This is a genomic window from Trichococcus sp. (assembly GCF_055118575.1).
This window is the reverse complement of the sequence record NZ_JBSQPW010000035.1, coordinates 18,920-31,510: the sequence shown is the minus strand read 5'-3', so window position 1 is coordinate 31,510 and position 12,591 is coordinate 18,920. Positions and strand designations below refer to the sequence as shown.

13 protein-coding genes are annotated in these 12,591 nt (G+C 50.2%); all 13 read right to left on the bottom strand.

Annotation, left to right across the window (positions count from 1 at the left end):
* A partial coding sequence (locus ACTCCX_RS10275; RefSeq protein ID WP_463275906.1) for a family 43 glycosylhydrolase occupies positions 1-405 on the bottom strand: 405 nt, incomplete at its 3' end.
* A gap of 31 nt (positions 406-436) precedes the next feature.
* Positions 437-1,066 (bottom strand): YesL family protein, encoded by a 630-nt coding sequence (locus ACTCCX_RS10270; RefSeq protein ID WP_463275905.1) that lies wholly within the window; start codon positions 1,064-1,066, stop codon positions 437-439.
* A 2-nt stretch (positions 1,067-1,068) separates the two neighbouring features.
* Positions 1,069-2,343, bottom strand: coding sequence for an arabinan endo-1,5-alpha-L-arabinosidase (locus ACTCCX_RS10265; protein ID WP_463275904.1), 1,275 nt, complete (start codon positions 2,341-2,343; stop codon positions 1,069-1,071).
* A 4-nt stretch (positions 2,344-2,347) separates the two neighbouring features.
* Positions 2,348-3,184 (bottom strand): carbohydrate ABC transporter permease, encoded by an 837-nt coding sequence (locus ACTCCX_RS10260; RefSeq protein ID WP_463275903.1) that lies wholly within the window; start codon positions 3,182-3,184, stop codon positions 2,348-2,350.
* 14 nt (positions 3,185-3,198) lie between these two features.
* Positions 3,199-4,131, bottom strand: coding sequence for a carbohydrate ABC transporter permease (locus ACTCCX_RS10255; RefSeq protein WP_463275902.1), 933 nt, complete (start codon positions 4,129-4,131; stop codon positions 3,199-3,201).
* A 68-nt stretch (positions 4,132-4,199) separates the two neighbouring features.
* Entirely contained in the window at positions 4,200-5,561 is a 1,362-nt protein-coding gene (locus ACTCCX_RS10250; RefSeq protein WP_463275901.1) for an ABC transporter substrate-binding protein, read from the bottom strand.
* Between the two features lie 530 nt (positions 5,562-6,091).
* A complete protein-coding gene (locus ACTCCX_RS10245) occupies positions 6,092-7,072 on the bottom strand; it encodes a LacI family DNA-binding transcriptional regulator (RefSeq protein ID WP_463275900.1) in 981 nt (326 codons plus the stop codon).
* A gap of 147 nt (positions 7,073-7,219) precedes the next feature.
* Complete coding sequence (locus tag ACTCCX_RS10240; protein ID WP_463275899.1) at positions 7,220-7,441, bottom strand: hypothetical protein; 222 nt, start codon at positions 7,439-7,441, stop codon at positions 7,220-7,222.
* Positions 7,442-7,521: 80 nt separating this feature from the next.
* Complete coding sequence (locus ACTCCX_RS10235) at positions 7,522-8,853, bottom strand: DEAD/DEAH box helicase (protein ID WP_463275898.1); 1,332 nt, start codon at positions 8,851-8,853, stop codon at positions 7,522-7,524.
* Positions 8,854-8,928: 75 nt separating this feature from the next.
* Positions 8,929-9,936, bottom strand: a complete 1,008-nt coding sequence (locus tag ACTCCX_RS10230) for a Gfo/Idh/MocA family protein (RefSeq protein WP_463275897.1) — start codon at positions 9,934-9,936, stop codon at positions 8,929-8,931.
* A gap of 170 nt (positions 9,937-10,106) precedes the next feature.
* Positions 10,107-10,808: a DNA-3-methyladenine glycosylase family protein gene (locus tag ACTCCX_RS10225; protein ID WP_463275896.1), complete on the bottom strand. Its 702-nt coding sequence runs from the start codon at positions 10,806-10,808 to the stop codon at positions 10,107-10,109.
* Between the two features lie 74 nt (positions 10,809-10,882).
* A complete protein-coding gene (locus tag ACTCCX_RS10220) occupies positions 10,883-11,599 on the bottom strand; it encodes a lysostaphin resistance A-like protein (RefSeq protein WP_463275895.1) in 717 nt (238 codons plus the stop codon).
* Between the two features lie 82 nt (positions 11,600-11,681).
* Entirely contained in the window at positions 11,682-12,560 is an 879-nt protein-coding gene (locus ACTCCX_RS10215) for an aldo/keto reductase (RefSeq protein WP_463275894.1), read from the bottom strand.
* Positions 12,561-12,591 lie beyond the last annotated feature (31 nt).

The window sequence follows — 12,591 nt, the reverse complement described above, 5'->3', positions numbered from 1 at the left end:
ACTGAAGCTTTCGAAGGCCGTTTTGACCTGGCCCTTTTCGATCCACTCACCGGTCAAGGGATTTTCGCTATCGCATTCCAGCACGAACATGCGGTGCTGAAAAGTACCTTTGGCGACCTTATCCGTTCCGGCAGCGGCGAAATAGATATACCAGCGTCCTTGGATGAAATGGATTTCCGGCGCCCAGATCAGGCTGCTCATCGGGCCCGTTGCGTGCGCCTGCCAGACGCTGGCGCGCTCCCCGTCTTCCAGTCCGTCCAGGCTTTTCGCCCGGCGCACTTCGATTTCCTGATAGCCCGGCACCGAGCCTGTGAAATAATAGTACCCGTCAGTATGTTTGTAGACCCAGGGATCCGCTCTTTCGATCACGATCGGGTTTTTGTAGGTTGTCTGCACTTTTTCCATAATTAAGCCTCTTTCGTAGATTTTCTCATCCTTATGCCAACGCACGTTCGACGATGACACTCTTTTGGTACATCGATTTCAGGCTGATCTTGTTCAGCAACAAAATCGCCAGGGAAACGTAGAACAAGAAGATTCCCGCCGCAAATACATCCGCCAGAATCACACTGCCTATGCCCACCAACACTATCAACGCACTCGCTTTGGGCATGAGTACAGGAGCAAGCAGAGCAAGCTTCATTTTTTCTCTCGTTGACCCTTCCGTATGGATATCGATCGGAATCAAAAATGCGAGCGTCAACAGCACATAGATCGAAAGCAAGTTCAGTGGCACCAACAAAACGGAGCCCCACGGTTCGTACAATTGGACGATGTTCTTATCGATCCCGATACTGAACAAGACAGCGGCATACACCAATCCGATACCGTTGGCTTTCAAAAAGCAGGCCCGATAGTGCAGCCAGAATGCTTTGAAGATCGGTTTGATCGGGCTCTGGGTTTCAAACAATTCTTGCTGGCCGAACAGTTTGAAGAGCGCAAACGTCGCCGGGAACAGCCCGAAGATGCCAAGTCCGGCTGCAACACCCATCAGCCATAGGACATTGAGCACGGACAAAAACATGATTCGCTCCAATACGCCCATTGTTTTGCTTGACCAATCCATCCTTACACCTTCTTTCCAAAAAATGCGTTTCCTTCCGCATCCATCCCGGCTATTTGCCATTCCGGCGCGGATAATCTCCAGTTGCAGCCTTTCCAAATGCGGAAATGGCTGCCGGTCAGGTTATCGTAAAAATTCCCGTCTCCATGGTTTTCGATTTCCGTCAGTTGTTGCTCCAGAAGTGTTTCGTATTCGGCCTTGACCAGTCCGCTGTTATCCTGGGCAAAACGCACCAGATGCCATTCCCCAGGCAGAACATCCATCTGAGGAGTTTCTGCTTCGGTGTCCTGTTCCGTTTCGGAAACATATTCCGGTGAAACGACCGGCCAGCCATTTTTCAGCCAATGGAGTCTTCTGATGAAAGCCAGTGGTTTGTCCAGATCCGTCGCGATACGCACATGATGGATCATGTACACATCACTGCCACCGGGTTCCTGAAAAATTGAATTGTGTCCGGGTGCCATCCAAGCAATGTCTTCCTCAAACTGATAGCTCCCCAACACTTTTGTCCCAACCTCATCATGAAGCTCGCTCTGCAGCATGCCGTTGCCTGCATAATCCAAATAGGGACCCTGGATCGATTTCGAACGTGCGACCCTGACGTTGTAAGTGTCGAACAGGGAATCATAGGAAGTGAACAAATAATAATAGTCCGACTCTTCATGGTGAAAAATGAATGCACCTTCAATGGCGCCGTCCAGAATCGAACGGTCGCGCTTGGCGATGCAGCTTCCGAAATCACCTGCCACCAAGGGCAAGCCTGACTCCGGATCGAGTTGGAGCAAGTAGATGCCGCCAAAGAATGAGCCATAGCAAAGCCACATGTTCCCTGTTTTATCGCAAACCACATTCGCATCGATTGCATTATGCGTCGCGATTTCGCTGTTCGTCCTGACGACTATGCCTTGGTGTTCCCAAGGCCCTTCCGGTTCTGCCGCTACGGCGAGACCGATACAGGAAGTCGTACTCCCGAAGCTCGAAGCCGAATAATACATCCGGTATTGCCCTCCATGATGGATGATTTCCGGCGCCCACAGCCCTTCCGCTTTTGTCCAGGCGAATGCCTCTTCCGGAACGCCATCAAAAGCTGTCCCGAGATACTCCCAATGGATTTTGTCGGCTGACTTCCTGATCTGGATACCGGATGTATACACACCATCCACCACGGAATCGGTGGAGAACAGATAATAATCACCGCTTTTGCGGTCTTTGATCATGGTCGGATCATGGCCTCCCAGTGTATTCCAACCATAAGAGCGGATTGCTTCCAGTTCTTCCATAGCGTTATCCCTTCACCGCTGAAAGCGCAACGGACTCGATGATCTGCTTCTGGAAAATGATGAAGATGGTAAGCACCGGTATTAGTGAAATGACCGAAGCTGCCATGATCAGCGGATAATCCGTCTGGATTGCATAGCTGGCATTCAAGTTCGCGATGACCACCTGCAGCGTTTGCTTTTCCGGGCTGTTCAGGTACAGTAATGGCGCCAAATAGTCATTCCAGGCTCCCATGAACCATAGGATGAACTGAGCGGCGATGGCCGGCTTAATCGCAGGCACAATCAATTTGGAAAAAATTTGGAAATAGTTGGCGCCATCGATTTTGGCCGCTTCCACGATAGAATCCGGCACATTCGACAGGTATTGGCGCAGGAAGAAAATCATCGTGATGTTCCCGAACATGCCCGGAACGATCAACGGCAGCAATGTATTGACCCAGCCGATTTTGGAAAAGATGACAAACTGCGGGATCATGATGCTTGGATATGGGATCATGATGCCAATCAGCAGCAAAAGAAAAACCATATTTTTGAAAGGCAATCTTAATTTGGCGAAAGAAAAAGCCGCCATACTCGAAGTGATTGTTCCTACGATGGTCACCGAGAAGGAAACGATGATCGAGTTTTTGACACCGGACCACAGCTGATCCAGTTCGAATAATCTAGTGTACGCATCGGTAATGAAGGGATCCGGGATCCATTGCGGCGGCAATGAAAAAACGCCGCTCTTGTCCTTCAGGGAAGTCGAAATCATCCACAGCAAAGGTGCTACCATGATGACCGCTCCGATCAACAGAATGATGAAGATGATCGTGTTCCCGATTTTTGATTCTCGTTTCATTTAAGCCACCCTTTCTAGTCCAATTTATAACTTGAGCGTCTGTTCATATAGAACTGCAACGCTGTTATGATGAAGATGATGATGCCCAGCACAACCGAAATTGCCGAAGCGTATCCCATTTTCCAGTTGCTGAAAGCCTGTCTCCATAAATACCAAACGACCGTCGCTGAAGCGTATTGCGGTCCGCCGGTAGGGGTCATGATATTGACCTCCGTAAACAATTGAGAGCCACCGATGATGTTGGTGACGATCAGGAAGAAGGTTATCGGTTTTACCATCGGCCAAGTGATGTAGCGGAAACGTTGGAATGCGCTCGCGCCATCCAATTCCGCAGCCTCATAAAACGTCCGCGGTACACTTTGGATCGCCGCCAAGTACAAAAGCATCGAATAGCCTACGCCCTTCCAGACCGCCATGATGATGATGGCCGGTTTGACCGTGTTCACATTCTGCAGCCAGTTCGGTCCTTCGATGCCGACGAGATCCAGCACTTGATTCACCAAACCGAAGTCTCCGTTATACGCCCATTGCCAAAGGATCGAGATGGCGGCCAAGGAAGACACGACCGGGATGTAGTAAATGACCCGGAAAATTGTTTTTCCGACGATTTTGCGGCTCAAAGCTGAAGCCAAGAGGAACGAAATCAGCAGTCCGATCGGGATCCCGATCATCATGTAGAAGGTATTGTAGAGGGTCTGCCAAAAATATTTATCCTCAAACAGGTTCTGATAATTTTTAAGCCCGATAAAATTCATCTGACCGATGCCGTTCCAGTCCGTAAACGAGGCATACAAGCTGATCAGAAAGGGTATCATCGAGAAGAGGATGAAGCCGATGACGGGGATGAGGATGAACAGGAACGCCGCACGATGTTCACTCTTGTACAGGTTGCTCTTCTTGCTTTTCTTCAAGGCGATCGTTTTCGCCTTCTTTTCGGTCACTTCCATTTAATTCTGCCTCCTAATAAAATAAGGCATCCGACATTTTATGTAAGATGCCTTATTTTCAGATTTTGTTATTTTGCTGCCTGTTCGTGTTGCATGATGGAAGCATCAAGCAGTTCCTGCATTCTTGGTTGAACCGCTTTCAGATACTCCGCGGCTGTCTGATCCCCATCCAACACCGGCTGGATATTGATGAAGAATTCGTCATACCATTCTGCGGTATACGTGCTTGCTGCCGGCATGGAACGGCCGTATTCGCTGACAACATCCAAAAATTCTTGTTTGTTGCTCGGCACGGATTCTGTATCGGCTGCCCATTCCTCTGCCATATCGATCAAGTTAGGGATTTGGATTTGCGCATCCACCAATTGCTGTTGTCCTTCTTCAGAAGTGGACAGGTACATGGCAAGTTCGATCGCTTCTTCTTTATGTTCCGTGGAGTCTGCCACCGCGATGCCCAATGAACCGACGAAGGAAGCCGGCACACCTGTGGATCCTGCTGGCCAAGGGATCAAGTCATATTCGAAATCCAAGCCTGCGTAGGTGCTCATATCCCATGGTCCAACCGGGAAGAAGCCGATTTCCCCATTCATCCATCTTTGGTAGGTATCCAAGGTTTGCGCTTGTGCGATGGACGGCGTCAGTTCGTGCACGTTCTGCAGATCTGCAAAGTATTGCAAAGCTTCTGCGAATTCTGGTGTATCCACTGTGACTTTCGTTTTGTCCTCATTCAGGAAGTCGGCCCCATTGCTCCAGACGAAAGCTTGCAGCGACCAAGCCACGTTGAACCCGTTTGCCCATTGATCGACTTCGCCATCGCCATCCGTATCGGTCGTAAGCTGCTTCCCGACTTCCACGAACTGATCCCAAGTATAAGGAACATCGGTATCCGGTAACGGAATACCCATTTCTTCGAACATGGTTTTATTGTAGCCAAGCGCAAATGGACCCACGTCTTTCGGTAAGCCATAGATGTTGCCTTCCCCTACATTTTTCCCATCGTAACGGTAGCTGTCCACACCGTATTCCCAGACATTATTGATGTCAAAATCGGAATTTTCGACTTCTTCCGTGATATCCATCAGAATGCCGTTGTCGACGTAAGCCATGACATCCCCTTGTGCGACGTAGAAGACATCCGGGATATCGTTGCCGGCGATGGAAGCTTGCAATTTGGTGTCGTATTGGTCAGGATCAGTGGCGATTATCTCAACATCAACGCCGGGATGGTCTGTTTCGTAAGCTTCGATTGCAGCTTCATAAGCTTTCTGCTCATCCTCACCGCCACGGAACATGAATGTCAATGTTTTGGAATCATCTCCGCCTGCAGCACCTGAATCGGATGCAGCATCGCCGCTCCCGCCGCATGCCGCCAAAGTAAGCACGCTCGCAATCGATAAAGTCGTTGTGAAGAATCTCTTTCTGTTTATCATTATTTTCTTCCTCCAATGAATTATTTTTAGCCGGTATGTAAAATAGCGTTCACAAAAATTGGGATGATAACTATGTCTGTACTCGCTTGCGGTATTCCCCCTTGAAAACCTTCCTGTGTATATGGCTATGCGTGCATTTCTCCTCCCTTATATAGTTAACCGATTCATTAACCTCTATTTATTAAATCAACTTATAAGGCAATAATATACGTTACTGTAAACGTTGTCAATAGTTTTTACGTTTATCTTTTTATTTTATTTTTATTTTAGTTAACTATTGAGTTAACTAAAATAAAGGGAATAAACTTACTTATAGGCTTTGATTATCCTTTAGCTAAAGCACTTCAAACGATTATAGACACTTACCTTCTTTTTGTTCAAAAAACCTTTCATTAACCTACAGGTAAAGATAGCTGCACCATAAAACATGCACGGATAGGCTCATCACTCAATGGACCTATCCGTGCATGCTTTTATTATTCGGACCTGACGAGATCGGCATATGGAATGATACCGGCTCCCCGTAAGTACTAAACTTTTCCGCCTGTCGATTCCCTGATCAACAGCTCGTTATCCAATATTTGGATCCGATCAACTTCTTTTTCCAAAATCAGTTCCATCAGGATTTTGGCAGCCAATTCGCCGGATTCCGTAAATGGATAATGCACTGTCGTGATGCGCGGATAAACCGCCTCAGTGATTTCGTATCCCCCGAAGCCGGCCAAGGAAAGCTGATCGGGGATTTCGATCTGCAGTTCGTGAGCCGCACGCATGATCCCAATCGCGATGTTGTCGGTCGCGCCGATCACGAAAGTCGCATGTGATTGCGGGAGGATTTCCAGCGCCTTTTCGTAGGCATCCTTCATGGCGAAACTCGTTTTGACGAAGGTGTAGTCGATATCGTGGCCTTCGAAAGCCTGCTCGATGCCGCTGCGGCGGGTCACCCCGACCGCCTTATCGGATTCGTCGACCCCGAAGACCAAAATGTTCCTGTGCCCGTTCGCAACCGCATAGTCCCCGACAGAACGCCCCGCCTTCTCGTCATCGTGGATGATGCAATGGAAATCAGGATGCGATTGTCCGACGATGACGACCGGAACAGCTGCCTCTTCGAACGCCTTCACATGCGCCGGTGTGATGGCCGCCGCGAAGAAGACGATGCCGTCGACGCGCTGTTTCGCCAAGGTGGTGATGGCTTCGATTTCGCGCTCGCGGCTCTGATCCGCATTCGTGATCAGCAGTTGATTTTTGGAAAGGCGCAGACTGTTCTCCAAGCCCCGCAAGGCTTCGTTCGTCGCGAAGGAATTCAGACGCGGAATGATCGTCCCGATCATGTGCGTGCGTTTTGCTTTCAGACTTTGGGCAAATTTGTTCGGTTTGTAGTCGTTTTCGGCGACGATCGCATCCAGCTTCGCCTTTGTTTTTTCGCTGACCGCCCCGCCATTCAGATAACGGGAAACGGTGCTCTTCGCCACACCGGCCATTTTGGCGATGTCATTGATGGTGACCATAGATAGCATCCACCCCTTTCTTGTGCTGCATAGCGGACTTTGTTCCCTATCCGTATACATATTGGTTCTCTATCTTTGATTATACAGTTGTGCGGGGATCCCCGCAACGGACCAGGAAAGGAAAAATGAAGAACGGAGTCTGCGGAGTCAATGCCAGCTCCGGTGAACACCGGCTCTGCCGGCGTTCAGGACAGCATCCCGATCCGCTTCTCCGGTAAGGGATGCTTTACCGGAGCTGCGCATGCGCAGCAAGCGGCCAGCTCCGGCGACGCCTGTGCCGCCGGAGCTGGCAATGTTCCTTATTCTTTGCTTGTCCTCCGGCGACTGCCGGATTGGCCGGGATTTCGGCCCACATCCCGATGAACGCAAAAATCCGCACGCCGCCGCGGACAGCCCCCGCATGTGCGGATCTGGGCTGCCTTTCCGGCAGAGTGCGGAAAGATCTTGCGTTATTCAGATAGCTTTTTCTCAGTTGGCTTGCGGCGCGCACCTTTGTTCTTCAGCGTTTTTGTTCGGATTTTTTTCTTTTTGGTTTTTTTTGCGGACGCGGCAGCTTCCGGCAACGCCTGCTCCTCTTTCGAAGCAGCTTTTTTCTGGATTTTGATCGCTTTGGCTGCGGCCGCTTTCTGCACATCACGGATAGCTTCACGGTCTTCGCGGCTCGGCAATTGATCGACGAGCTCCCCGCCATAGATGAAGAATTCCTTCACTTCATCCGGATGCGGCGCGAAGCGTTTGATATCGCGACTGTTGCGGTCATTCACCAAGGACAGCACAATCCCCTTTTTGCCCATCCGACCCGTACGTCCGGAGCGGTGCAAGTAGGTCTCCTTCGAAAGCGGCAGGTCGTAATGGATGACGTACGGCAAATCCTGGATGTCGATCCCGCGGGCGGAAACATCCGTCGTCAGCAAAAACGTCACATTGCCTTTACGGAATTCATCCATGGCGCTTTTGCGCTGTGCCTTGCCGTAATCACTGTGCAGCATGCGGACATTGATGCCTTCGAACTGCAATTTTTGCGCCAAATAATCAAGTTCCTGGGTAGCGTTCACGAAAACGAGCGCCTGCATCCCTTCGAGATTGCCCAAACGGCGCAGCATTTCCGCACGCTTGCGCGTAGGCGCCTCAATGAAACCATGGATGGTCTGGTCCATGAACTGGCCTTCTTTGGTCGTATCGAACCAAACTGGCTCGGTGTTGAACCATTTCTGGATATCCTTCAGATTTTCACTGTTCGTAGCCGAAAAGAACCCCATCTGACGGGAACCCGGCATTTTTTTGATCAACTCGCGCAAAGCATTCAGATGTTCTTCCTGCAATAAGTAATCCGCTTCATCCAGGATGACCGTCTTGATGTTATGCAGCTTCAGTTTTTTCTGGTTGGCCAATTCGAGCAATCGTCCCGGCGTTCCGACCACGATCTCCGGCTTCTCCTTCAGCTTGTCGATCTGACGGCCCACGTTCGCGCCACCTATGATCACTTGTGCGTTCAGGTCTTTCAGGGAGCCCCATTCGGAAAGGACATGCCCTACTTGGTGCGCCAATTCTTGCGAAGGCACAAGCACCAACAATTGCAGTTCCTTATTGGCCTCCGTTTTTTGCAGCAACGGGAGGGCATAAGCCAACGTTTTGCCGGTACCGGTCGGCGACAGACCGACGACATCCTTGCCTTCCAGCAACGGCTTGAAGACATTCTCCTGGATCGGCGTCGGCAGCTGAAAGCTCATCTCGTGCCAGTACTTTTCGAATGGCATCGCCATTTCTTCCATCATCATCATTCATTTCCTCATTTCTTGTAATGCAGCCTGTGCTTGTGCTGCGGTGCGCACCTCGCGCGGGAGTATCCGGCTGAACTATGCCTCAACTTCATCGGCCGGGTAAACGATGCCCGCTTTTTTGCGCAAAGCTGCCATTGTCCGGTTGACGTCCCGGCTGATCTGCGTCCAACGTTCGTAGTCTTCTATACTATCAGGATTTTCCGGATCATTCAAGACGCGCGCGAAGTCACGGACTTCGTCATCCATGAAATGTCCCGAGGCTTTTTCGGCCAGTTGGTAGCGCTCGTTGGTCTCGCCGTCCACCAGTTCAACCGATTGGATCAGATTGACGCCATCCAACAGCAATGTTTTTTTGCCGCTGTAAATTTCCGAATCGGCGAAAGAATTGTAGATTTTCGACGTGTGCAGGCTGACTGTGAAATAGGGATATTTCAGCAGCATCGTGCCGGCTCCGTCAACGCCTGTCTGGATTTTCTTGGCGGCATAATCGACATCCTCGGGCACTCCGAACCAAGCGATGGCGGCGTACAATAAGTACACGCCCAAATCGGAGAGCGCCCCGCCAGAAAATTTCAGCGAGAAGATGTTCGGTTCCTCGCCGGCCAACACCTGATCATAACGGGAGGAATATTTTGCATAGGTGAAGCTTGCACCGTCGATTTCGCCCAATTTGGCGATTTCGTTCTGGACAAGCGCAAAGTTCGGTTCATGCAGGTGGCGGGCTGCTTCAAACAGGAAGACATCGTTCGCTTTGGCCGCTGAGAAGGCAGCTTCCCATTCCTTTGTGTTCGAGAAAATCGGCTTTTCGACAATGAGATGCTTGCCGTTTGCGATGGCCGACATGGCTTGTTCGAAATGGAGGCTGTTCGGCGATGCGATGTAGACGGCATCGACTTCCTCCAAAGCTGTGAACTTCTCCAAGTCCGTGACGAAAATATCTGCACCGTAGCTTTCCCCGAAGCTTTGGGCGGTGAACTGGTTGCGGCTGTAGACCGCCTTAATTTCGAATTGTCCGGATGCTTTTGCCGCTGTGGCGAATTCATGCGCGATGCTGCTCGTTCCGATGATGCCTAGTCTGATCATGATTTTATCCCCTCACTCATTGTTGTCTTTAAAACATTCTATCCCCATTCTACACTAATCGGAGGCGGATTGCTTAATGATACCCTCTTTTTTAAGGCGCTAATCCCAACCGCTATCCCAATCAATGCAAAAAAGCATCCCGATGTAGTTAGGATGCTGGTTTCCTTGCATTATAGCCTTTGCTTTTCCGCCCGTTTCAGTTGTTGGCGCTGCTTTTGGCGTTTTTTCTTTTCGGCTTCCGTCAGAGGTGCATAATCCTTCAGACCCGGCAGGATGCCGACGGACACTTCCCACAGATAAAGGCTCGCGACCGATCCGTATGGCGCATAACGCCGCTTGTATTTCTGGAACAGCGGCTTTGTGATTTTGCGGTGATGGTAGACCATCCGCAGTCCGCGATGGATGGCGAGGTCGTCCCAGCTCAGCACATCCTGACGGCCCATCGAAAAAATCAGCAACATCTCGGCTGTCCATTTGCCGATGCCGCGCAGTTGCGACAACTCGGCAATGACCTCTTCGTCGCTCATATCCTTCAGAGCTTCCAGATCACACTCGCCGGAAATGACTTTTTCCGCCGCCTCTCGGATATAGGTCGCTTTGCGGGTCGACAAGCCGCACTGCTGGATTTCTTCGATGCTCACCCGGCAAAGATTCTCCGGCGTGACCGCACCGAAAGCGGCAATCATCCTTTTCCAGACGGTCTCCTGCGCTTTCATCGAAATCTGCTGGCCGACGATGTTGTTGATGAGCGCAGAAAACAAATCCGCATCGATCGGCCGTTCGATCGGGCCAATCCGGTTGATGATGTCCGCCAATATCGGATCCTTGGCCTTCAGATAGCGGATCGCTTCTTCATCATAATGAAAATTCATTCTATTCCTTCCTTGTTCTGCATATTTACAGCCATTATATCACTTCCAAAACAGCTCCATAGTGAAGGTTGCCTCTAATTTTCAGAAATGCTGCCTAAAAGGTACAGCGCGTAGCCAACGGACAGGCCCACCATTACGAGACTGCTGATGAGCTGGACGGACCCATTCCCTTCCACAGCGAATAGGCTTGTCGCATTGATGAACGCGTGCGCAAGGATACCCGGCCACAGACTTTTTGTCTTCATGAAAAGCACCGTAAAAAGGAAGCCGATTGCCGTCGCGTAACCGATCTGCAGCAGCGTTGGGAGAAAATCCGCCCCGTTCAGCAAGTTCACAATATGGCCCATCCCAAAGGTGACGCTGGATATGAGCAGCGCTGAGCGGACACTTCTCATGCTTAATGCTTTGAAAAGGAAGCCCCTGAAGATAACTTCCTCAAGAAAGCCGATGAACAGCATGCTGCCGATGAACAGGACAGTTTCCAGAAAAGAGCGTTCAAAAACGACACCGTTCCACAGATTGACTGTCGACAAGGTCAGCAGCGGCAAAAAATACAGATACTTGCGGTAATCGGCGGATGCGACCGGCCGGAGCCCATAGTATTGTTGAAGATTGTTCTTCCGGATCCATCCGGACAAAAAGAAGCTCAACACCAGCGCCACAGGTACCGTGACCACCTTCAGTATCCCGAACGATTCGGACAGGCCATCAGCGGTACTGATGCCGATTACGTAGACAGCGATCCAGATAAGGGCAAAAACCAATTCATTTTTCTTGTGGATATTTTGCATTCCGCACATCCTTCTTTCAAAAATATGCTCACAGCCAAAAAAGCCAGGGACCCGTAAGCCCCCAGCCTTGACTTGATTGGCATCACTTGATGCTATGGGTATCGACCCCGATTCGCTTGCCGAGATTGTGGTCTTGGTGTCCCTTAACGAAGTTGCTGTCTTTCTTGATGCGGGTGATTCTTTCCAATTCCTCGTCCGTCAAGGTGAAGTCGAACAGTTCAAGATTTTCTTTCATGCGGTCGGCATCTTTTGTTTTCGGAATCGGAATAAGGTCGCGCTGCACGGCCCATTTCAATACGATCTGCGCCGGTGTCTTGCCGTATTTTTCGGCGATTTTCATGACTTTTCCGTCTTCCAGGGCTCTTCCCTTGGCCAGCGGGCTATAGGCCATCGTCATGATGTTGTTGTCGTAACCGAAATCGTCCACTTCCTCCATGAGATTGAACGGGTTGATTTCCAATTGGTTGACGACCGGTTTGATGCGGGAATTGCCCAACAATTCCTTCAGATCTCCACGCATGAAGTTGGAGACGCCGATACTGCGGACGATTCCGGAATCCTTGGCTTCCTCCAGCGCTTTCCAAGTGGCTGCTGTTACGCCTTCGTCAGGACTTGGGAAGTGGATCAGGAACAAGTCGATGTATTTTAATCCGAGACGGTCGTAGCTGGCACGGATAGCGTCTGATGCTTTCTCATATCCCATGTCGTCTTTACCGAGCTTGGTCACGACAAAAATATCATCTCTGGAAATTCCTGCGTTGATGGCTTTATGGATACCGCGGCCTACGCCGACTTCGTTTCCGTACATGCTGCCTGTATCAATCAGGCGGAATCCACGCATGATGGCCATGAAAATTAACTCTTCCGCTTCATCATTGCTCACGCCCCATGTGCCGTATCCAATACCCGGGATTGTAAAACCGTCAGTCAAAGGCATTCTATCCATTGCGCTCTTTACCATGATAATCCACGCTCCTTCTACTTATTACCTT

Coding starts and splice junctions, on each gene's coding strand:
- ACTCCX_RS10235 (WP_463275898.1), bottom strand. CDS start 8,853: ATGATGATGATGGAAGAAATGGCGATGCCATTCGAAAAGTACTGGCAC.
- ACTCCX_RS10215 (WP_463275894.1), bottom strand. CDS start 12,560: ATGGTAAAGAGCGCAATGGATAGAATGCCTTTGACTGACGGTTTTACA.
- ACTCCX_RS10220 (WP_463275895.1), bottom strand. CDS start 11,599: ATGCAAAATATCCACAAGAAAAATGAATTGGTTTTTGCCCTTATCTGG.
- ACTCCX_RS10260 (WP_463275903.1), bottom strand. CDS start 3,184: ATGAAACGAGAATCAAAAATCGGGAACACGATCATCTTCATCATTCTG.
- ACTCCX_RS10265 (WP_463275904.1), bottom strand. CDS start 2,343: ATGGAAGAACTGGAAGCAATCCGCTCTTATGGTTGGAATACACTGGGA.
- ACTCCX_RS10255 (WP_463275902.1), bottom strand. CDS start 4,131: ATGGAAGTGACCGAAAAGAAGGCGAAAACGATCGCCTTGAAGAAAAGC.
- ACTCCX_RS10270 (WP_463275905.1), bottom strand. CDS start 1,066: ATGGATTGGTCAAGCAAAACAATGGGCGTATTGGAGCGAATCATGTTT.
- ACTCCX_RS10245 (WP_463275900.1), bottom strand. CDS start 7,072: ATGGTCACCATCAATGACATCGCCAAAATGGCCGGTGTGGCGAAGAGC.
- ACTCCX_RS10250 (WP_463275901.1), bottom strand. CDS start 5,561: ATGATAAACAGAAAGAGATTCTTCACAACGACTTTATCGATTGCGAGC.
- ACTCCX_RS10225 (WP_463275896.1), bottom strand. CDS start 10,808: ATGAATTTTCATTATGATGAAGAAGCGATCCGCTATCTGAAGGCCAAG.
- ACTCCX_RS10230 (WP_463275897.1), bottom strand. CDS start 9,936: ATGATCAGACTAGGCATCATCGGAACGAGCAGCATCGCGCATGAATTC.